The following is a 21,236-nucleotide window of genomic DNA, read 5'->3' as shown; positions in this document are numbered from 1 at the left end:
CAGGCTCTTTACAAAAGGAGGGAATTGAAAAAAAGATGAGATACTGAAACGAACTTGCCGTTCTTTTTTCCGTCATGCTGAACTTGTTTCAGCATATAGTCTTTTCATGAGATTGCCGCGTTCGCATTCTATGCTCCCTCGCAATGACAGAATAAGGAACTGGATTCCCGACCGGTGTCGGGAATGACAAAAAGGAAAAGACGAGATTGCTGCGGTTCCTTTGGAACCTCGCAATGACAAAAATTAAATCCCCCTTAATCCCCCTTTTTCTAAGGGGGAAATTGAAAGAAAAGAAATCAAGCCCCGTATTTCTGGAGCCGGCCGGCGTGGGCGAGTATCAGTGTCATGAGATCGACGGCCCTGAATGTGCCGAGCTCGCCTCTCGCGCAGTCGTGCTCCCCGAAACCCTGAGACCCCCCTCCCCTCGCATACTTCGAGCTTATGAGGATCGGCACGGGATGCCAGCTGTGGGACTTCATGGCGGCAGGGGTCGAGTGGTCGCCCGTGACGACTATGACGTCCGGCTTGAGCGCGGTGATCTCGGGAAGGAGGCTGTCGAACTCCTCTATGACCTTTGCCTTCGCGTCGAAATTCCCGTCCTCCCCGTAGCTGTCCGTCTTCTTCACGTGGAGGTAAAAGAAGTCGTACTTGTCGAAGTCCCTCTTCAGCGTCTCGACCTCGCTCTTTATCGTCATGTCCTCGACCTCGAGAACGTCCATGCCCACGAGCTTCGCGACGCCTCTATACATCGGGTACGTCGCAATGCACGCCGCGTTGAGTCCGTATGCATCCTTGTAAGAGGTCAGGTTGGGGTGAACGGCGAACCCTCTCAGGAGAAGATAATTCGCCCTCTCCTCGTCGCGGATTACTTTCGCCGCCTGATTTATGAATTTCTCTATGACCTTCGCGACCTTCGCCGCCTTGGGGTTGTTTCCCTTTGGTATGAGAGGGCTCTTGCCCTCGAGCTGGGGGTCCGTGTCGTGTATGTCGTCTCCGCCCGGAGGTATAGGCTCGGGGAAAGTGAATATGACGGCCACCCTGTGCTCCATGCCCGACGTTATGGAGACCTTTACGCCGTCAATCTCCTTCACCTTCTCCGCGATGCGTGCGACTATGCGTATATTTTCCTGAGTGGGAATCCTCCCCGCGCGCCTGTCCGTCACGAAAGGAGTATCCCCTTCGTATCTCACGGTCGCGAAGTTCCCCCTTATCGCGAGGTCGTTCGGCGTGAGCTCGAGCCCGAGACCCAAAGCTTCGAGCACCCCTCGGCCTATTTCATACTTGAGAGGGTCGTAGCCGAAGAGTCCCAGGTGAGCGGCGCCGCTTCCGGGCGTGATGCCTATCGCGACCGGGAGGTGCTGCCCGCACGCGCCTTTTCTCGCAAGCTCATCGAGGTTGGGGGTCGAGGCGGCCTCAAGCTCGGTCTTCCCGTTTTTGGGAAGCCCGCCGAGACCGTCTAACACGCAGAGGACGATCTTGGTATCGTTGGGCTGAAGGATTTTCCTTATCACTTCCTGCATAGTCACACCTCTCTTATCCGATACAACATTTTCCCTTACCTGCGCGGGGAATCAAGTGAGCGGGTCGGGGAGCTCGAGCTCCATTCCGTCGTATGCAGGGACTATGGAGGGAGGGAGCTCTTTCGAGAGCGTATCGTAGTCGAGCTCGTGGCCCATGTGCGTGAATACGGTGAGGCCGGGTTTTAACCTCCGGGCGACTTCGACCGCCTGCTCCACGTTGAGATGGGCCGGATGGGGCTTATACCTTAGGGCGCTTATGATGAGCACGTCGAGGTCCCGGAGCCTCTCCCACGACCAGTCGGGGATCCCGCTGCAGTCTGTGAGGTACGCCATGCCCCCTATCCTGTAGCCGAGTATCGTCCAGTCGGCGTGAAACACATCTACGGGTATGATCTCTACGCTGCCGAGACTGAACACTTCCGAGACTTCGGTCAGCGTAAGCATGGGCTTTCCGCCGGCCGATTCCACGCCGTCGAAAATGTATTTGAAGTTATTTTTAATGTTGTCTATTGTTTGCGGGTTCCCGTAACACATGATCGGGCTCTTGTTCACGAAATTGTAAACCCTTAGCTCGTCTATCCCGTGGGTGTGGTCGGCGTGGGAATGGGTGTAAAGGACGGCGTCGAGCTTCGTTATCCCGTGTCTCAGGGCCTGGCATCTGAGATCGGTGGACGTATCGATGAGAATATTCCTGCCCCTGACCTCAATGAAGACCGAGCACCTTGTCCTTTTATTACGGGGATTTGCAGAAGTGCACACTGGACAGGAGCATCCGATAATGGGAACGCCCGTCGAGGTGGCCGAGCCGAGTATAGTGACCTTCATCATTAGAAATTTATCATCAAGAACCAATTATTTCAAAAGATTTACACTTTAAAATGAAAGAAAATCCGGTAAAATGTTAAAGTACTTTATAAAATACCATTTACAAATAACCATGGAGCTAATATAATTATAAATAGTAAAGTGAGCGCAAAACCGCGATTTTCCGCAATCGTAGTTTCCATTTTCGTCATTATCCTGTTCTCACACTATTCCTACGCCGCCGACAAGGGCGAGAAATTATACGCCGAAACGTTCACGCTCTACAAGTCCCTCGCAGGAAACGAAGAAAAGGTAAACAATAAAGAGATCTGGGAGACCATAGCGCGGGCCTTTTACAGCATTTACATCAACTATCCCGATAGCGAGAAGGCCCCCAATTCACTGTTCATTTCAGGAAAAATGTACGAGGAAATGGGGGAAAGGTTCGGTTCCGAGGAGGACCTCGAAAGAGCCGTCGATTATTCGAGGCTCTTTGTAACGAGATACCCAGAGAGCAGCCTCGCGGACGATGCGCAGCTCCGGGTAGCGAGGATAGTCGAGAAAGAGAGCAAGAGCGCGGCTTACGTCGAATACGAGAAAATCACGGTCGAATTCCCTAACGGCGATATGAAGACAATCGCGAAGAACAAGACCGCAGAGCTCTCGCCTTTCAAGCCGGCTGCGGGGAAAACAGCCGCAAGTACCGGCGAGACCGAAACGGATAAATCTGGAGAGACGAGCGGCCTTGCGAGCGTGAGCCAGATACGGCACTGGTCAACGGATAATTTCACGAGGGTCGTCATACACGTGGACGAGGAGACGCCATTTAAATCGATGTTCCTCAAGGAAGACAAGGCGAACGGGAAGCCCCCTCGCCTGCTGGTCGATATATACGGCACGAAAGTGGATAAGAACCTCTACGTCGAGCCCATCACCAAGGGGCTCCTGGAAGAGATAAGGTTCGCCAGGAACACGAGCGACCGCGTGAGGGTGGTGCTTTACATAAAGAGCTTCGAGGACTACAAGGTCTTCGCCTTGAAAGATCCCTTCAGAATTGTGATGGACATACAGGGGAACCCAAAAGGGCACGACGAGTACTACGCCGTAAAAAAGAATACAGAGGACTATAAATACGAAGCCGGCCTGCCCGAAGACCAGGTATCTAGCCTTTCACAGGCGCTCGGTCTCAAGATTAGGACGGTCGTTATAGACGCCGGTCACGGCGGGCACGACCCCGGGGCGATCGGCCCTTCCGGACTCAAGGAAAAGCAGGTAACGCTCGACATCGCGAAGGCGCTCAAGGAAAAGCTCGACAGGGACGGGAGGAAATACGGTATCACGAACGTCTATCTCACGAGGAGCGACGACCGGTTCATACCGCTTGAGGAAAGGACGGGCATCGCCAAGAAGCAGGGGGCCGACCTTTTCATCTCCATACACTGTAACGCCGCCAGGGACAAGCAGGCGTACGGGACTGAGACCTACTTCCTGAGCCTTACTAAAGACCAGCGGTCTCTCGCCGTGGCGGCACGTGAGAACGCGACCACCAGCATATCGCGCGGCGAGATGTCGAAGGTCTTAAAGCAGTATCTCCTGAGCGCGAAGATCGAGGAATCACAGCGCCTGGCGGGCCACGTCCAGAATTCCGTAGTGAGCAACATGTCGGGGAAATACCAACCTGTCAAAAACAAGGGCGTAAAAAGGGCGCCATTCGTCGTCCTCATAGGGGCCGACATCCCGAGCATACTTGTCGAAACAGCTTTCATCACGAACCCGAGGGACGAGCAGAGGCTCAAGTCGGACGACTACATCGACGAGATGGCGGACGGGATATTCAGCGGGATAGTAAAGTTCTCCTCGGAAGTCCAGACCGCATCGCTCGAATAAGCAGTGCCTAGCCGAACAGGTACTCCCCGAGTCTCCGGATTTCTCTCAAACCTATAACCTCTGAATCTATCTCCGGCACCGGTATGCACGGGAATTTTGACCCGAGCTTTTTCAGCGCCTTTTTCTCGGCGTCCGCTTCGTTCCCGTGCTCTTTGTAGAGACGGACGAGCTTCTCCCGGAGCCCGTCTGAGGCGACGACTTCTAGGCCTTTGATATCCTTAACAGCAGGGAGGTCGAGGTCCGGGCTTGTCCTGTTTACGATTACAGCCCCGACCGGGTAATCCCCGGAGCTCAGATCCTTCTCCCACCCGAGCGTGTTCTCCATCGAAGCCTCGCTCAGGTTAGTGACTATAAGGAAAGACGCGGAAGGGGATTTCAATAGGCCGTAAGTCTTCTCCGCCCTCGTCTTTATCCCCTCGCTCACCGATTCGAATTCGGAAAAGAACTCCCACATATCGTGGATGACCTCGATCCCGACTACCCTCTGTATGAACCTGAGCGATAGCGACGTGACCATCCTCGTGAGGCCGAAGCTCATCCTGTCCATCAGGAAAAAAGACCTGAACCCCTGGGAATCCAGAATGGCGCTTAACCTGAGGGGAGCCGTGAGGAGATCGGACAGGTGCTCGGAGGGAGGCGTATCCACGACAATCAGGTCGTAGCTCCCTTCCGAGTACGACGAGTAGAGGGCTTCCATGGCCATGAACTCGTGCGCGCCTGCGATCGAATCTGCGACACTCCTGTAATAATTATTCGCGAGTATCCTGGATGCGGCGTCCTCGGACCCGGAGACCTTGATAATCAGCTCGTCGAAAGTCTTTTTCACATCGAGGAGCCTGACAGTAAGCTCACCCTTCCCGTTATACCCCGCTTCTTTCATGCGTCTTGCAGAGACCTTCCCGGTCATGGCTCCCGGCGACAAGCCGAGGGACTGCGCGAGCCTCCTGGATGGATCTACGGTCAGGGCGAGCGTCCTCTTCCCCATCGATGCCGCCTCTAGCGCGACCGCCGAAGAGATCGTGGTCTTGCCGGCACCTCCCGATCCGATGCAGATGACTATCCGTTTTTCTTCCACAATACGGCCGAGATTCATCGGTTGCCACCGCCCGTCTGCGCCTCGAGACTCGAAGCCATGTGTTTCAAATCAGCCGGCGTCAGGTCTTTTTTAAAAATCTTGGGCACCACGAGGACGCCGTCCTTTAAACCGGCACTAAGTTTTTTTATGTGCCTGTCCGACGTATTCGCCCTCTCGATGTGTTTTTTCGCAATATTCAGAATTCGCTCCGCATTTGGGAACTCGTCCGAGCCGAAGAGTCCGAGAATAGTTTCCTCTTCGCTTTTCGTGAACGGGTTTTCGTAGACCTTATTGACCGCCGTAAAGAGGACGGATATGCCTATGGACCTGACTGCATCTATAAGCTCTAGAGTCTCTCCTACGACCATTTCCTCGGGCGCGGAAACGACGACGACCGCAGTTTTCTCCGGGTCCTTGAGAAACCCCTCCACCCATTCTATGTGGCTCCTGAATGCGCCGCCCCTTACCATCTGGAGGACTTTCGTCGGCAGGTCGAGGACAGGGATCGCATGTCCCGTCGAAGGGGCGTCGAATATCACCTGGTCGTATCCTTGTGCGGGGGCTTTGTGCCGCCCGCCCCTCGTCCCCAGGTGCCAGACCTTTCCTATCGTTATGAGCTCCTTCAGTCCGGGGGCAGCTTCGAAGAACGTCTGTAGTGTCCTGGATTTGAGTATCGCCGAATAGACAGGATAGAGCCTCACGAAATTCTCGCGTATGTACTCGCTGAGGGCCGCGTTGGGGTCGATATACACCGCGTTTATCCCCTTATCTATGGGCCTTTCGACGCTATCTAAGCCGCCGTCAAGGCCGAAGAAATAGGAGCCACGATCGACCTTTTTCAGTGTTACGTAGAGCGGGCGTCTCTTGTGCCTGGCATTCAGATAGGAAAGCGAGAGGGAGACAGCCGTCTTCCCGACGCCGCCCTTACCCGTGACAACAATGAGCTTCTTACCGAGGAGGTCATCGATATCCATAACGACCGTGTCTAATTCAACATACCGTGCCCCGTGATCACCTTCCGGAGCCGGTTATAATCAACCGTTTATACTACCCGATCAGGGCAGGCCGGCTATTAATCCGCGCTAAAAACGAGCGCGTGAAAATGTTATTATTCATAATCCTCTCCAATGTATAATTGAATTGTCATGAGCAAGAATACGGAAATAGCGGAAATATTCGGGCACATGTCCGATATGCTCAACGTGCTCGGCGAGAACCCGTTCAAGGTAAGGGCTTACAGGAACGCCGCCGAGAACATACTCGAGCTCGGAGAGGACATTGAGGAAATAGCCGCCCGCGATGAGCTCACGGAGATACCGGGGGTGGGAAAGGACCTCGCCGAGAAGATAAACGCGTATATCAAGACGGGGAAGATCAAGGAGTATGACAAGCTCAGGGAGAAGGTGCCGCTCGACTTGGTAGACCTGCTCCATATTCAAGGGCTTGGGCCCAAGACGCTCGCCCTCCTCTTCAAGGAGCTCAACGTCAGGAACCTCGCCGGCCTCGAGAAGGCGCTCGGAGGGGAAGAGATACTCAAGTTCAAGGGGATGGGGAAGAAGAAAATAGACGACATCAAAAGAGGGGTCGAGATATTCAAGGAAAGCAAGGAGAGGACTCTCCTCGGGGCAGCCATGCCTCTCGCTGAAGAGGTCGTGAGAGAGATCGCGAAAATACCGGGCACGGAGGGGACGATAATCGCGGGCTCGTTGAGACGCATGCGGGAGACGATCGGCGACATGGACATACTCACTATCGCGGACAAGACGGAGCCTGTAGTGGACGCTTTCACGGGAATGAAGTCCGTCAAGGACGTGCTCGCATCGGGCGGAACGAAGGGGAGCGTGATACTCAAGGGAGGGATGCAGGCCGACCTCCGCGTGGTAGGGCCCGAATCTTACGGCGCAGCCCTAATGTACTTCACGGGGTCGAAGTCTCACAACGTGAAGCTGAGGACGCTCGCCGTGAAAAAAGGCCTAAAGCTGAACGAGTACGGACTATACAGGGACGAGAAGAGGATCGCCGGAGAGACGGAAAAGGAGATGTACAAGACGCTCGGACTCCCGTTCATACCTCCCGAATTAAGAGAGGACAGGGGCGAGATTGAGGCCGCGATTGAAGGAAAGCTCCCCGACCTGATAGAGCTCGGGGATATCAGGGGCGACCTCCACACGCACACGAAATGGAGCGACGGCAAGGCGACTATAGAGGAAATGGCGGAAAGCGCGCTGGAGCTCGGGTACGAGTACATCGCGATCACGGACCACTCGCCATCCCAGACAATAGCGAACGGTCTTTCGATCGACAGGCTGAGAGCGAAGCAGAAAGAGCTGGAATCAGTCGCCAGAAGATTCAGGAACATAAAAATCCTCATGGGGACGGAAGTCGATATAAAGAGCGACGGCACCCTCGACTATCCGGACAGCGTGCTCAAGGAGCTCGACGTAGTCATAGCGTCTGTCCACAGCGGCTTCAAGATGGAAAGGGAGACAATGACGAACCGTATCATCAGGGCCGTGAAGAACCCATACGTCCATGCGATAGGACACCCGACGGGGAGGCTCATAGGCGAAAGGGACCCCTACGACGTAGACATAGACAAGGTGATCGAGGCCGCTTTAGAGTACGGGAAGGCGCTCGAGGTGAACGGCTCTTACTGGAGGCTCGATATGAACGACCTCCACGCGAAGAAGGCGATCGACGCGGGAGTGAAGGTAATCATTTCGACGGACGCCCACAGCACGGACCAGCTCAAATTCATGAGGTACGGCGTGGGCACTGCCCGGAGGGGGTGGGTGGAGAAAAAGGACGTGCTTAACGCGCTATCTTATAAAGAATTGATGGAAAGGCTCAGGAAGATGAGGAAGTAGAGGAGGATTCCGGATTCTGAAGGAATAACTAAGAGAACAAGATGAGATCCTGAATATTTTGGTTTGATAAATGAATAAGCGGAGAATAGTTACATCATTGGATTCAGCCTGGGGCGTCCGTTTCTTACGCACGCTCAGAAACGTAGTTCAGGATGACAGATTAAAAAAATGCAAAAAAGACAAATCCTCCCTATCCCTCCTTTTTCAAAGGAGGGAATTAAAAGCATTTTCCCTTTGTAAAAGAGCCTGTCCTGAGCTTGTCGAAGGAGGGATTCAGGGGGATTTTTCCTTATTTGCCCTATCAATTTGTTAAAAATAGATTTCTCTCGTGCGTTCGAAATGACGCATCACAGATTACAGCGACGGTGAAGATGAAACTCACGAAGAAAGAAGCGGAGAAGAAGATAGAGAAGCTTTCGAGGGAGCTCGAATACCACAACTATCTCTACTACGTGAAGAACGCCCCGGAGATATCGGACTACGAATTCGATTCGATGCTGAACGAGCTGAAGGAGCTCGAAGCCGGGTTCCCCGACCTCGTGAAGCCCGACTCCCCCACACAGCGCGTGGGCGGCTGGGTGGCCGAAGGGTTCGCGTCCGTGAGCCACGTCGTCCCGATGATGAGCATAGACAATGTATCCGGTATAGACGGGGCCTACGAGTTCGACAAGCGCGTGAAGAGGCTCCTCGGGACCGACGGCGACATAGAGTACGTGGCCGAGCCCAAGTTCGACGGGGTGTCAGCATCGCTCAGGTACGACGACGGGATATTGACCAAGGGGGCGACCCGCGGGAACGGACTCGTCGGCGAGGACGTAACCAACAACCTAAAGACCATTAAAACAATTCCGCTGAAGCTCAAAGGTAAAGACCACATACCCGGCCTAATAGAGATAAGGGGCGAGGTGCTCTATCCGATCGAGGCGTTCAGGAAGCTCAACAGGGAGCTCGCCGAAGCTGGAGAGCCCCTCTTCGCGAACCCGAGGAACGCCGCTTCCGGAGCGATAAGGCAGCTCGATTCCAGCATTACGGCGTCGAGGCCCCTCACATTCTATGGCTGGGGAGTGGGCGAAGTGAGAGGGACAGATATAAAAACGGAGTGGCAGCTCGTCGAGCGACTCCGCGAGTGGGGGTTCAAGGTCGAAGACCATATGATGAAGTGCGCCAATATTGACGAAGCGATCTCCTATCAGAAGGAGATGGAGAGCGCCAGGGACAACCTCCCTTATGAAGCGGACGGGATAGTCATAAAGGTGAACAGGAGGGACTATCAGAAGGAGCTCGGGACTACGGCGAAGCACCCGAGATGGAACATCGCATACAAGTTCAAACCGAGGCAGGGGACGACAAGGATCAAGGACATAATAGTTCAGGTGGGCCGCGTCGGGCTGCTGACGCCCGTCGCTGAGCTTGAGCCCGTGAGCATCGGCGGTATAACTATAAAACGCGCCTCTCTCCATACTGACGACATAATCAGGGCAAAGGACATAAGGATCGGTGACACAGTATTGGTTGAGAGAGCCGGGGACGTCATACCGGAAGTCGTCATGCCTATCATCGAGAAGAGGACGGGGAAGGAGAAGGCGTTCAGGATGCCCGACAAGTGCCCCGTATGCGGGACTCACGTCGAGAAGGAAGGCGCATATTACTACTGCCCAAACCTCTCGTGCCCGGCTCAGCTCAAGGGGAGGATACTGCACCTCGCATCGAGGAGAGCGTTCGACATTGAGGGCCTCGGCGAAAAGATAGTCGAGCAGCTGATGGCGAAGGGGATGGTCAAAGACCCGGCGGACGTATTTTATCTGAAGAAGGAAGACCTGGAGCCGCTTGAGCGCTTCGCCGAGAAATCGGCCTCGAACCTGGAAGCGCAGATAGAAAAGAGCAAGAATGTCACGTTCGACAGGTTCATTAACGCGCTCAGCATACCCCACGTGGGCGAGAGGGTGGCCCAGATCATGGCCGAGAACTACCACGACGTAGACGCGCTCATGAATACGACCGTCGATGCGCTTATGGACATACACACCGTAGGCACGGAGATCGCGGAGAGCATCGTGCACTTCTTCGGGTTAAAGCAGAGCAGGCGTCTCATAGAGAAGATGCTCGACGCGGGCGTGAAGATACAGTATAGAAAAAAAGCGGCCGTGAGCGATAAGCTCAAGGGGCAGGTGTTCGTATTCACGGGCGCGCTCGAATCCATGACGAGGGACGAGGCCGAGAGGCTCGTAGCAGAGCACGGCGGGCGTGCGACGTCGTCCGTCACGAAGAAGACGAGCTATGTCGTCGTCGGCAGCGACCCCGGGTCGAAGTACGACAAGGCGGTATCACTGGGTATCCAGATTCTGAGCGAGGATGAGTTCAAAAAGATGATCGGGGAGCTTTAACTCGATAAAAAACCCGGAAAGAGACCCGCAATCTTATTTAATCAGTCACAAGAGAAAAACGCTCGCGACAAGGAAGTAGACGATCAGGCTTATAAGGTCCTGAATTATCGTCGCCACAGGGCCGGAGCCTAGAGCGGGGTCGAGGTGCCTCTTATATATCAAGTTCGGTATAACAACGGCGAGGACAGGCGCGAGTGTAAGGTTTATCAGCATCGTGAGCCCTATCGTCAGCCCTATCGCGTAAGACTTAAGCCAGTAATTGGCGAAAATCCCCAAGACCGCCCCTGAGATTAACCCAAGTCCCGCCCCTACGAAACTTTCCTTCAATATATATTTCCAGAACGAGAGATTCTTCTTTGTGGACAGCGCCCTAACGTATATGGTCTCCGTCTGGGTGCCTACGGCGTCGCTCAGGTAGACGATTATCGGGATGAAGAAAGCGAGCCTCACGTCCGAGGCGAGTATAGCCTCGTATTTGGAAACGATCAGGGTGGCGAGCAGTCCCCCCAGGAGCCCCACCAGGAGCCACGGGATGCGGTGCTCTATCAGGTGGTTTACTGATTCCTCGCTTACGTCCTCTTCCCTGTATTCGTCCTTCGGCTCTTTGTTCACCTAATGAATATACTACGATTTACGCTGGCGCTCTATCTGATTCAAGGCGTATGAAGGATTAGATTGCCGCGCTTTGCTTCATAATTTGATTTTAGTTACTTATGTGTGTTGATGAATGTGCTTGTTTGCAATCAGCCGAGGGCGACCGATTCCTCGCACGCTTGAAATCGTTGCTCGCAAAGACAGGCCGATAATTGATGTACCCCCTCATCCTGAATCAAGTTCAGGACAGGCTCCTGGCCCTCTCCCTCCCAAAAAGGGGAGAGGGAATTGAAGCAGACGCCTATCGACAGGCTCCCGTCTACGCTAAAGCTACGCCCGGCAGGCAGGACGAACGGGTTTAAAAGACGAGATTCTGAATATTTTGGGTTAACCAATAATATCCAAGGGATATGTGCTTCATTGCATTCCACCTATGATGTCCGGTTCTTGCACGTGTTCAGAACCGTAGTTCAGAATGACAGATAAAATGAGATCGCGGCTGGAAGCCGCTCCTACATGGTTCGGGTTCGATCCTGACGGATGATGCTTACCGCGATTTAAAATTTCCTCTCTGCCTCAAAATCTCGTAAATGAGTATCCCGGCTGAGACGGATGCGTTGAGAGAGGTCACTTTTCCCGCTTGCGGGATGGATACGAGGAAGTCGCATTGTTCTTTAAGTTTCTGTCCTATCCCCTTGCCTTCACTGCCAATTACAAGAGCGATGTCTAACTTTCCGAGGTCTTCCCCGAAGACAGGCACAGGCGCCCCGGGGTCGGCCCCCACGATCCAGACCCCTTTTTTCTTGAGCACCTCTATAATCGACGAGAGGTTGACGACCCTGGCGATAAGCACGTGGTTCACTGCGCCGGCCGAAGCCTTGACTACGGCAGGCGTAACGGACGCCGCCCTGTCCTTCGGGATTATGACTCCGTGCGCGCCGAGCACGTTCACAGTTCTTATTATCGCCCCGAGGTTCTGAGGGTCCTCTATGTGGTCGAGGAGGACTAGGAGGAGCTTTTCCCCCCTCCCTTCTGCAACGTCCAGGATACCCTCTACGCTCGAGTATTCGAAATCGGAGATGCGGGCTGCGACACCCTGATGGGACGTAGTCCCCGAAATCCTCGTAATAGCGTCTTTCGGAAGGAAGAGAATCTTTATCCCCCTCTCCCTCGCGAGCGAGACGATGTCGGCAGTACCTTCCTTACTGCCGTCTTTCAGTATGAGGATTTCTTCAATCTCGGAATCGGGGGCGGAGAGCAGTTCCTTGACGGGGTTCCTTCCGTATATGATCAATCTTCACGCTCCCCGGGGTTAATTCTGGGTAGTATCCGAGCTCTTGGTCCCGAACTCGGATTTTGCCTGGTCTATTTTCAATATCACGTTGTCCTTTATCCACTTGTCGTCCCACCATTCGACGGGGCGCACCGCGACCCCGCTAACGTACACGCCGTAGTGGAGGTGGTCGCCCGCAGCGAGGCCGGTCTGCCCGGTCTTGCCTATAATCTGATTCGTCTTCACCTCGTCGCCGACCTTCACGTCTATTGTGCTCATGTGGCCGTAGAGCGTCATGACACCCATACCGTGGTCGATTATCACCGTGTTCCCGTAGATGCCGAGCTCGCCCGCGTGGACGACTACTCCGCTGTTGGCCGCTTCTATCGGGTACCTCTTCGTCACGGCGAGGTCGTATCCGAGGTGGTACTGCTTGTCGATCGGCTCCTCGTTGAATATGTACGTCCTCTCGTCGGCGAAATTAGCCTCTACCTGCGAATTGGATAGCTGATGGAACGGCCCCTTCCATAATATCTCGCCCCTGGTGCCGGCGCTCACCTCTCTTATCTTCGCGTCGTTCTTTTTCCTGAGGTCGCTGTTCACCATGAGGAATATCTTCTTGTAGTCGGTCTCCCCGGTCTCGCCCGAAAGAGGCTTCATGATGTTCTCTATGAAATCGGTGCTTATATTGAGGTTGCTCTGCCTGTACGCGACGTCTTTGAGCGTGTAGGGGACGTTGGCGCTTTTCGAATTCCCGGCCCCGTCCTCGGCGACGAGCGTGATCTTCTCGCCTGGGGGGACATTATAAGGATAGGCGAAGAATACGAGGTAGACGTCGTCTTCGGCAAAATCGCCCTTGAAGCCGGGAAAGAAATAACCGCCTATCGTGACGCCGCTCTTCACTACGTCTGGAGAGGCCTTGTATACTACGAGTGCCGAGCCCCCGTGGTTGATGTAGTTCTCGGTGCTTAGGAGGTCTGCCGCGGGCGGGACGAGGTCGAGGTTTATATTCCTGCTAGCGACGGTCTTGTTGCCGGAGAAGAACCTGAGCTTCGAGTAATCTACAGCGGTCACACGGAGCTCGGCAGGGCCGTTCTTGATGCCGAGCTTCTTCGCGTCTATTTTAATGTTGAGCGTGTCTCCTTTTACCCCTTCAGGGTAATCCCTGTCGATCACCACCGTCTCGCCGTCTTGATTCACGAGCAGCACAGAGACGTTCTTGAGTCCCTTGCCCTTGTCGCTGACCGCGATGTCGAACGGCTTCACGCCCACGTCGCCGGAATCGAGCTTGATATCGATCTCGGGGGAATGCCACTCTACGTCGGGGTAGATGTAAACGGCGCCGCCTATGATGAGTATGAGAATAAGTAGAGTAAAGAACCTGCCCATATCGCTTGATTAAGTCTCCTTGAATTTATTATATCCGCTATTTTAAAATACGCCGCAGCCGTAATACGCCCGCCGCCGTCAGAAATAATTCTTTATCAGCCTCGGATAATCCCTGAAGTAAGCCGGGATGACGTTCAGGTCGAAGCTGCGGAGGATCGATTCCTTGGGCTCCCTTTCGAGCAGGAACTCAAACGATTTCTCCACGAGCTCGGCCGGGGTGACACGTCCGCCGGTGAGCTTCTCGTAATCCTCTTTCCCGACCCGAACCCTGTGCCGGGTGCTGCCGCCGCCCTCAATGATCTCGACTTCGAAATCGAACGAGCTTTCTCCCGAGCCTGCTTCCCTCACCTTTATCTCGGCCATAGCGCACCGAACTTTGAATCCGGGGTGGAAATATTATAACCTAGAGTTAATGCTGCAAAAACAAAAATTATCGGGGCGGGCTGAATTTGACGGAGATCCTGAAATTCGATCTGAACACGCATGACGTCAGCAGGGTCGCCGATCTCATCGTGAATGCACAGAGAGACGTAGACGCCGACCCGAGGAGATCACACGGAATGGTGATCGACCTCATCAGGGCCGGGAACAATTTCCTCGGCCACGAGAACATCCTCGTATCGTGCTCCGGGAGTGAAATTACGGGCCTCGCGATAGGCTACAGGGGGAGCGGGAAAGACGAGCTCGCGACGCTGCTCAGGCTGCTCATATCGCTCAGGCTGAGCGAGTTCGTAAGCTACCTCACTCTCACAGCGAGGCTCCTCCACGGAAGCTTCACTCCCGACATCGGAGACGATGAATATTATATTAGCGCACTGGCCGTCGACGAGAAGCACAGGAGGAAGGGAATAGGCTCACAGCTGCTCGACCGCTCGATAGAAGCCGCAATGGACAAAAGCTGCAGAAACATAGTGCTTGAAGTCGACAGGGGCAACGGGCCCGCGATAAGCCTCTACAGGAAATTCGGGTTCAGATTCTCGGGCAGGACGGCTTCCGAAAGCGTCCGGGGGCCCGCCCCTCGTACGCTGATAATGGAGCTCGTGCTGCCTTAAGCGGAAACCTTAATGAGTGATTTCAAGAATGAATTCAGCTGGTCGGTTTCCAGGGACTCCCTTTTCAAGGAGTGCAAACGGAAGTACTACTACAACTACTACGGCTCTTGGGGCGGATGGGACAAGAACCACCAGGATGAGACGACGAGAACACTTTATGTGCTCAAGAACCTCCAGAACAGGTGGCAGTGGAAAGGCTCCACGGTACATCACGAGATCGAAAGGGTTCTGACGGAGCTCGTATCCACGGGCAGTCTGACCCCGCCTGAGAAATCGAAGAAAAGGGTGACCGAGCTGATGAGGAGCGATTTCAGGTATTCCAGGGACGGCCTTTACTGGCAAAAGAACGGGAGTCTCAGAAACGTGACAGCGCTCTTCGAGCACGAGTACAATACAGAAGTACCGGACGAAGTATGGAGGCAGACCTACGACGAAGCGATACGGTGTCTTGAAAGCTTCTACGATTCACAAGTCCTGGAAGTCGTAAAAAATCTGCCTAAAGAGAAAATAATATCGATAGAGAGCATGACCGCTTCAGCTTTTTCGTTCACTCCAGAGACGGTGTTCGTCAAGCTCGACCTCGCTTATGAAAAGGGAAATACGGTGGAAATCGTAGATTGGAAGACCGGAGCCGGTGAGGCGGACAGGCTCCAGTTCCTCGTATATACGATATTCGCCGTCGAAGAGCTCGAGGTCCCGTTAGATCAAGTCTCGCTCACAGAATACAGCCTTCTCGGGGACGGCCCGAGAGCGCACAGGTTCAGCGCCGGTGAGCTGAATGAAGGTGTAGAATACATAAACGACAGCATCGCGGGAATGAAGAGCCTGCTCAGAGACCCGGATAAGAATATCGCGGTCATGAAGGACTTCCCGAGGACCAACAACGAAAGATTGTGCGAGACGTGCAGCTTCAGGAAGATCTGCTTCGATCTCGATTAGACGACCGCGGGGGACCCATATTTTCATCGCCGGGCTTTGTCTCGTGATGCTCTTGAGGTTGAAAAAAGGTTATCGTTCTTTCTTCTTTGTCTTGATACAAAGAAGCAAAAATCAAGACTGTACAGAATTGACTAGAAATCCCAAGTTAACGCTAAAATCTATCAATTCCACCCAATAAGCAGCGTAGTAGCTTATATGTGCCCCGATTTAATTGACATTGTTGCCCATAAGCGAGGGCGTTCGAATCCTCACTTGCTCGGAATCGTCCCGTGATAGATTTTGACGCGTTAACAGCTGATTTTCTTAACGCCAATTCTGTAATGTCATCGAAAAGCACCGCCCTTCGACAGGCTCAGGGCGAACGGCTAGGAATCAGATGCAGGTTAGGCAGAGGAGATTCGGAAGGATAGCATATGAGCACACATTGTGTGCCGCCGGATTCTGTGAATGTCGGAAAAGCAAAAGACAGATTTCTCGGCTGCGCCTCGAAATAACAGATAAAAAAAGGAATATTAAGCAGCCCGGCTCTAAAACTTTAGCTTAAGATTCAAAATCCGGGTGTAAAATGATATTATAGTAATAGTGAAAGCATATGCCGGAACTGGTCAAAAAAATTAACTATTTCTTTTCGCGTCAGCTCTGGCGGATCGACACCGACACACTCAAGAAACGGGATTCGATCTTCATAAACCTTATCAGGTTATCATATGTAACTCTCAGGGAATACAGGGAAAACGAGCTTGCTTTAAGGGCGATGAGCCTCGTTTACACTACTCTCCTCTCCCTCGTCCCTCTCCTCGCGTTCGTAATATCGATCCTGAAGGCATTCGGAGTCGTCGATAACCAGCTCGAGCCCTTCCTTTTGAAGTTCCTCGAACCTCTCGGGGAAAAGGGAATAGAGGTTACCCACAGGATCATGGAGTTCATAGGAAAGATCAACTTCGGCGTCCTCGGAGTAGCGGGACTTGTCATGCTCATATACACCTCGATATCCGTAATCACGAAGATTGAGGATTCGATGAACATAATCTGGAAGATTAGGAAAGGGAGGAGCATCGCCAGGAGGCTGAGCGATTACATAACCACGCTGATAATAGGGCCCGTGCTCCTGTTCGCCGTATTCGGCGTGACGGCCACGCTTTCGAGCAACACGATAGTAGGAAAGCTCCTAGATATAGAGCCGGTCGGGACGATATTCTTCGCATTCGGAAAAGTCATACCGTTTCTTTTCGTGATAATCGTATTCACGGTCATCTACATCATCATCCCGAATACGAAGGTGCATATTAAGTCCGCTCTCGCCGGAGGAGTTGCTGCAGGTATCGCGTGGCACGCGACAAGCTGGTTTTTTCATCTGGCGGTCGCGTCCTCGACGAGATACGCCGCCGTTTATTCGAGCCTAGCGGTGCTTATAATTTTCATGATCTGGCTCTACCTCAACTGGCTCATAGTCCTCGTAGGGGCGGAGCTCACGTTCTGCCATCAAAACCTGAGGTTCATCACCCTCAGGAAAGAAGTGTTCAACCTGAGCACTAAGCTCAAGGAGAAGCTTTCGCTCATCATAATGTATCTCATCGGCTATAACTTCTACTACGACCTCGGCAAGTGGACCATGGAATCGCTCACGGAACGACTGCGCCTGCCTCATGAGCCGGTCGAGGAGACCCTCGGCGACCTCACGCAGAATAACCTGGTCATAGAAACAGCGGACGACCCGCCATGCTTTGTCCCGTCGCGCTCGCTTGAAAAAATAAGCCTGAAGGAAATAATCGATGCCACCAGGACGAATTTCGAAACCGACCTGATCGAAAAAAAGTATCTTTCGATGCCCGAGGTTGACGCTGTCACGGGCGAGGTCGAGAACGCGATAAGCGCAGCGCTGGGCGGGACCTCGCTCAGGGACCTTGTGGTCTCCAAAACGGAAAACAGGGATTAGAAGTACGAATACAGGCCGCGAAGACGAACCGCGCCGGGATCAGTTACACCTGAGAGTCCCTTTATCGTTCCAGACGCCCTTGTTGCAGTTCTTGTACTTGATGCTCGTGTGCGAATACTTCCCGTTCCTGTTGAGACAATCCGCCTCCAGTACGTTACCCTCTACATATATGTTCTTGCAAGACTCCTTGTAGCTCCCCTTGGGAAGACCGGAGCCCCCTCCCCCGCCGCATGTGAGCACGCCGTTATCGTTCCAGATGTCCTTATTGCAGTCCGTATACTTTATCGACGTGCTGTACCAGCTCCCGTTATTTTTCCGGCACTTGGCGTAGAGCCATTTCCCGTCGACGTAGGCGTCCTTGCAGGTCTCCTTGTAACTCCCCTTCGGAAGGTTAGAGGTACCGCCGCCGCATGTGAGCACACCGTTGTTGTTCCAAATGTCCTTGCCGCAGTCGGCGTATTTGATCGAAGTATTGTTCCAGTTGCCGTTCGTCCTCTTACATTTGGAATATAGCCACTTCCCCTCTACATAAGAATCCTTGCAGCTCTGCTTGTAGCTTCCCCTGGGAAGAGGCTTATCGGGCTTAGGCTTGTGCTTGCAGGTGAGGTTGCCGTTCTCGTTCGTGATACCCCCCTCGCAGTCGTAGTACTGAATTGACGTATTCTTCCAGCTCCCGTCCGCCTTCTGACACTGGGCCGTGAGGTTACCGCCGTACACGTTGATAGACCTGCAGGTGTCCTTATAGCTCCCGGGAGGGAGGTTTTGCGCGTTTGCATATACGTTTGAAATAATAAAACAAATCATTAATGCGAATGACAAAGCGGCTATGCGTTTCACTGGCGAAGTCGAGTTCATACAAGTCCTCCCTTATCGCAATCGATCACAGTTTTGCCCAAATTATACACCACGTAAAGTTTTAAAAACAAGGAACCCCTGAGATTGACGCACGTTGGGTATTTAAGCTCCGCAGCAAATTGACAAATGTTCCTTTTTTAACAAAATCAACTCATGTATAATCAAGTTTCCGGCAGCCCTACAGAGGAGATTTGAATGACCCCGGCAGGAGTCAAAACTCTAGTATCGTTCCTTTCACTTTTGATCTTCACTATTATATCCGCTTCGCCGGAAGCCCGCGGGGTCAATATCGGCATAGTTTTCGACGGCCCTTCCGACTTGAATTACAGGGTGCTGGAGGCTTACAAGAAGGAAATCGGAGACCTTACCGAAGGGGAATTCACTGTCCTGTTTCCCGAGGACAAGATAATAACCTCCGACTGGACATCGGCGGGAGTCAAGGCCGCGATAGAGAGGCAGCTCTCAGACCCCGGAGTCGATATTCTGATAACTCTGGGGATAATCGGCTCGACGGAAGCCGCGGGCAGGACCGCTTTCCCGAAGCCGGTGATCGCCCCGTGGGTCATCGATCCCGTGTTAATGGGGCTCACGCCCGCCGAGGGCGGGGGGAGCGGCGTCGGGAACCTCTATTACCTGTCGAGGCCCGTGACAATCGGAAGGGACATCAAAAGATTCAGGGACATAGTCGGTTTTAAAAGGATGGCCCTCCTCTACATGCCGCTCATGACAGAGCTCATACCGGCGCTCGAGAACTCGGTAAAAAAAATATCGGCCGAGAACGATATAATCATAGAGCTCGTGCCGGCGAGAGCGTCTGTCGCTGAGTCTCTCTCGGCCATACCAGCCGACGCCGAGGCCGTCTTCGTTTCGCCGATAATCAACTATACCGGGTCCCAGATGGCGGAGCTCTATGACGGTCTCATAGAAAAGAACCTCCCCTCTTTTTCCATGATGGGAAAGAGGGAAGTCGAAACGGGAGCCCTCATCGGCCTCACGCCGGAGCACAATATTACCAGAGAGGCGCGCCGCGTAGCGCTCGTAGTGCAGAGCATACTGCTCGGCGATCAGGCGGGGGATTTCCCCGTCGAGTTTTCGGAAGAAGAGCTGCTCACGGTCAATATGGCCACAGCCCGCGCCATAAAGTTTTCTCCCTCGTGGAGCATACTCACGGAAGCCTCTCTCATAAACGAAGAACCCGCCGAGAAAGGTAGGACGCTCACTCTCGAGCAGGCGGTGAACGAGTCGGTTGAAGTCAACCTCGACCTCCTGGCCGCCGACCAGTTCGTCGCTGCCGGGGCCCAGGATATCAGGCTCGCGATGGCCGAGCTCCTTCCCCAATCGGACATTTTCGCCGCAAATACATACATAGACAAGGACAGGGCGGAGGCGAGTCTCGGCACACAACCGCAGCGCGACATCAGCGTCGGAGGGAACGTAAGCCAGCTCATATATTCCGAAAGGGCGTGGTCGAACCTCACCGTGCAGAAGCGGCTCCAGGAATCTAGGGAGTTCACGCGCGACGAAGTGAGGCTCGATATTATAGCCGCGACGGCGATCGGGTACCTGAACGTGCTCCGGGCCAAGACTATAGAGAGGATACAGAAAGAGAACCTGAAGCTTACCAAGTCCAATCTCGAGATAGCCAAGGTCAGGCGGGACATAGGGGTAGCGAGTCCCGCGGAGGTGTACAGGTGGGAAAGCCAGATATCGTCAGACAGGATAGACGTGGTGAACTCCGAAGCCGACAGGAAGAATACGGAGATACTAGTCAACAGGCTCCTGCACAGGCCGCAGGGAGAGGAATACACAACGGTGGAGACGGGTCTCGAAGACCCGTCGCTCCTAGTGAGCGACCCGAGGCTCGAGAAATACGTAGACAATCCCGAATCGTTCAAGGTCTTCATGGATTTCATGGTCAACCTCGGACTCAAGCTATCACCCGCAATCGCAGCGATAGACTCCGAGATAGCTGCCCAGGACAGGATTCTCACGTCGACCAAGAGGGCGTTCTGGTCGCCTACCATCTTCGCGTTCGGAGAGCTGAGGCAGTTCCTCTACGAAGGAGGAGCGGGTTCCGATGTAAATATCCCTCCCGATTTCCCGATAGACATAGCGACAGCGGACGATACCGAATGGACCGTACAGATACAGGCGTCGTTCCCGCTATTCAGGGGCGGAGCAAAAATAGCGGACTACAAGAAAGCCAGGAGCGAATTGTCGCGTCTCAGATACGAAAGGGACTCGACCGCGGAAAAGGTCGAAGAGCAGATAAGGACTTCGCTCAACGCCTCAGGGGCGTCGTACCCGAGCATCGGGTTCGCGCTCGACGCGGCGGAGGCAGCGCATAAGAACCTCGAGCTCGTCACCGATTCCTATTCCCGAGGCGTCGTGTCCATCTTAGACCTTCTTGACGCTCAGAACGCCGCGCTCTCGGCGGACCTCAACGCGGCCAATTCGGTATATAACTTCCTCATCGACCTGATGAACGTGCAGCGCGCGTCGGGCAGGTTCGATTTCTTCACATCGCCCCAGGAGCGTGACGAGCTGTTCAGGATGCTCGACGATTTCTATAACAAACCCGCTGAAACGGACAACAAGACAGACGCCGGGCCCGCAGGTCCGCCCGAGGAATAGGCCGAATGTAAGAATTATGCAATTATA

Annotated in this window: 16 protein-coding genes; 7 read left to right on the top strand and 9 right to left on the bottom strand. The window is 53.7% G+C overall.

All coding sequences use genetic code 11. The features are described 5' to 3' along the window. Positions 1 to 296: 296 nt before the first annotated feature. Positions 297 to 1,520 carry a 2,3-bisphosphoglycerate-independent phosphoglycerate mutase gene (locus tag AB1598_01785; protein MEW6143725.1) on the bottom strand — a complete coding sequence of 408 codons (1,224 nt, stop codon included), beginning with the start codon at positions 1,518 to 1,520 and terminating at the stop codon, positions 297 to 299. A 51-nt stretch (positions 1,521 to 1,571) separates the two neighbouring features. Next, on the bottom strand, positions 1,572 to 2,348 hold the full coding sequence (locus tag AB1598_01780) for an MBL fold metallo-hydrolase (protein MEW6143724.1): 777 nt from the start codon (positions 2,346 to 2,348) through the stop codon (positions 1,572 to 1,574). Positions 2,349 to 2,486: 138 nt separating this feature from the next. Here AB1598_01780 and AB1598_01775 point away from each other — a divergent pair, with 138 nt between their 5' ends. Next, positions 2,487 to 4,211, top strand: coding sequence for an N-acetylmuramoyl-L-alanine amidase (locus AB1598_01775; GenBank protein MEW6143723.1), 1,725 nt, complete (start codon positions 2,487 to 2,489; stop codon positions 4,209 to 4,211). A gap of 7 nt (positions 4,212 to 4,218) precedes the next feature. On the opposite strand, the gene AB1598_01770 is transcribed toward AB1598_01775, so the two are convergent. Beyond that, positions 4,219 to 5,304: an ArsA-related P-loop ATPase gene (locus tag AB1598_01770; protein MEW6143722.1), complete on the bottom strand. Its 1,086-nt coding sequence runs from the start codon at positions 5,302 to 5,304 to the stop codon at positions 4,219 to 4,221. Then, a complete protein-coding gene (locus tag AB1598_01765; protein MEW6143721.1) occupies positions 5,301 to 6,260 on the bottom strand; it encodes an ArsA-related P-loop ATPase in 960 nt (319 codons plus the stop codon). The genes AB1598_01770 and AB1598_01765 overlap by 4 nt, the downstream gene beginning before the upstream one ends. Before the next feature lie 171 nt (positions 6,261 to 6,431). Between AB1598_01765 and polX the strand changes: the two genes are divergently transcribed. Then, a complete protein-coding gene (gene polX / locus AB1598_01760) occupies positions 6,432 to 8,153 on the top strand; it encodes a DNA polymerase/3'-5' exonuclease PolX (GenBank protein MEW6143720.1) in 1,722 nt (573 codons plus the stop codon). Between the two features lie 371 nt (positions 8,154 to 8,524). Further along, on the top strand, positions 8,525 to 10,537 hold the full coding sequence (gene ligA / locus AB1598_01755; protein MEW6143719.1) for an NAD-dependent DNA ligase LigA: 2,013 nt from the start codon (positions 8,525 to 8,527) through the stop codon (positions 10,535 to 10,537). A 45-nt stretch (positions 10,538 to 10,582) separates the two neighbouring features. On the opposite strand, the gene AB1598_01750 is transcribed toward ligA, so the two are convergent. From AB1598_01750 to AB1598_01735, 4 genes are all read right to left on the bottom strand, one after another. Next, the gene (locus AB1598_01750) at positions 10,583 to 11,149 is read right to left on the bottom strand and encodes a magnesium transporter (protein ID MEW6143718.1); all 567 of its coding nucleotides are present in this window, start codon (positions 11,147 to 11,149) and stop codon (positions 10,583 to 10,585) included. Between the two features lie 529 nt (positions 11,150 to 11,678). Beyond that, a complete protein-coding gene (rlmB, locus tag AB1598_01745) occupies positions 11,679 to 12,425 on the bottom strand; it encodes a 23S rRNA (guanosine(2251)-2'-O)-methyltransferase RlmB (protein MEW6143717.1) in 747 nt (248 codons plus the stop codon). Positions 12,426 to 12,443: 18 nt separating this feature from the next. Further along, the gene (locus AB1598_01740; protein MEW6143716.1) at positions 12,444 to 13,793 is read right to left on the bottom strand and encodes a M23 family metallopeptidase; all 1,350 of its coding nucleotides are present in this window, start codon (positions 13,791 to 13,793) and stop codon (positions 12,444 to 12,446) included. Positions 13,794 to 13,871: 78 nt separating this feature from the next. Continuing rightward, positions 13,872 to 14,156 carry a hypothetical protein gene (locus AB1598_01735; GenBank protein ID MEW6143715.1) on the bottom strand — a complete coding sequence of 95 codons (285 nt, stop codon included), beginning with the start codon at positions 14,154 to 14,156 and terminating at the stop codon, positions 13,872 to 13,874. An 86-nt stretch (positions 14,157 to 14,242) separates the two neighbouring features. Here AB1598_01735 and AB1598_01730 point away from each other — a divergent pair, with 86 nt between their 5' ends. From AB1598_01730 to AB1598_01720, 3 genes are all read left to right on the top strand, one after another. Continuing rightward, on the top strand, positions 14,243 to 14,845 hold the full coding sequence (locus tag AB1598_01730) for a GNAT family N-acetyltransferase (GenBank protein ID MEW6143714.1): 603 nt from the start codon (positions 14,243 to 14,245) through the stop codon (positions 14,843 to 14,845). A gap of 12 nt (positions 14,846 to 14,857) precedes the next feature. Further along, on the top strand, positions 14,858 to 15,784 hold the full coding sequence (locus tag AB1598_01725; protein MEW6143713.1) for a PD-(D/E)XK nuclease family protein: 927 nt from the start codon (positions 14,858 to 14,860) through the stop codon (positions 15,782 to 15,784). A gap of 592 nt (positions 15,785 to 16,376) precedes the next feature. Further along, complete coding sequence (locus AB1598_01720) at positions 16,377 to 17,720, top strand: YihY/virulence factor BrkB family protein (protein MEW6143712.1); 1,344 nt, start codon at positions 16,377 to 16,379, stop codon at positions 17,718 to 17,720. A 39-nt stretch (positions 17,721 to 17,759) separates the two neighbouring features. On the opposite strand, the gene AB1598_01715 is transcribed toward AB1598_01720, so the two are convergent. Continuing rightward, positions 17,760 to 18,575, bottom strand: coding sequence for a CVNH domain-containing protein (locus tag AB1598_01715; protein ID MEW6143711.1), 816 nt, complete (start codon positions 18,573 to 18,575; stop codon positions 17,760 to 17,762). A gap of 195 nt (positions 18,576 to 18,770) precedes the next feature. Here AB1598_01715 and AB1598_01710 point away from each other — a divergent pair, with 195 nt between their 5' ends. After that, positions 18,771 to 21,209, top strand: coding sequence for a TolC family protein (locus AB1598_01710; GenBank protein ID MEW6143710.1), 2,439 nt, complete (start codon positions 18,771 to 18,773; stop codon positions 21,207 to 21,209). Positions 21,210 to 21,236: the final 27 nt, after the last annotated feature.

It is taken from the genome of Thermodesulfobacteriota bacterium (assembly GCA_040754335.1).
GTDB lineage: Bacteria > Desulfobacterota_D > UBA1144 > Nemesobacterales > UBA2774 > 2-12-FULL-53-21.
The sequence above is the reverse complement of the archived record's forward strand: the minus strand, read 5'-3'. Positions and strand labels throughout refer to the sequence as shown.

Excerpts from the sequence above, each read along its gene's own strand:
- AB1598_01785 (MEW6143725.1), bottom strand. The coding sequence starts at position 1,520 with ATGCAGGAAGTGATAAGGAAAATCCTTCAGCCCAACGATACCAAGATC.
- AB1598_01765 (MEW6143721.1), bottom strand. The coding sequence starts at position 6,260 with ATGGATATCGATGACCTCCTCGGTAAGAAGCTCATTGTTGTCACGGGT.
- AB1598_01715 (MEW6143711.1), bottom strand. The coding sequence starts at position 18,575 with ATGAACTCGACTTCGCCAGTGAAACGCATAGCCGCTTTGTCATTCGCA.
- AB1598_01740 (MEW6143716.1), bottom strand. The coding sequence starts at position 13,793 with ATGGGCAGGTTCTTTACTCTACTTATTCTCATACTCATCATAGGCGGC.
- AB1598_01770 (MEW6143722.1), bottom strand. The coding sequence starts at position 5,304 with ATGAATCTCGGCCGTATTGTGGAAGAAAAACGGATAGTCATCTGCATC.
- AB1598_01710 (MEW6143710.1), top strand. The coding sequence starts at position 18,771 with ATGACCCCGGCAGGAGTCAAAACTCTAGTATCGTTCCTTTCACTTTTG.
- AB1598_01725 (MEW6143713.1), top strand. The coding sequence starts at position 14,858 with ATGAGTGATTTCAAGAATGAATTCAGCTGGTCGGTTTCCAGGGACTCC.
- AB1598_01735 (MEW6143715.1), bottom strand. The coding sequence starts at position 14,156 with ATGGCCGAGATAAAGGTGAGGGAAGCAGGCTCGGGAGAAAGCTCGTTC.
- polX (MEW6143720.1), top strand. The coding sequence starts at position 6,432 with ATGAGCAAGAATACGGAAATAGCGGAAATATTCGGGCACATGTCCGAT.
- AB1598_01780 (MEW6143724.1), bottom strand. The coding sequence starts at position 2,348 with ATGATGAAGGTCACTATACTCGGCTCGGCCACCTCGACGGGCGTTCCC.
- ligA (MEW6143719.1), top strand. The coding sequence starts at position 8,525 with ATGAAACTCACGAAGAAAGAAGCGGAGAAGAAGATAGAGAAGCTTTCG.
- AB1598_01720 (MEW6143712.1), top strand. The coding sequence starts at position 16,377 with ATGCCGGAACTGGTCAAAAAAATTAACTATTTCTTTTCGCGTCAGCTC.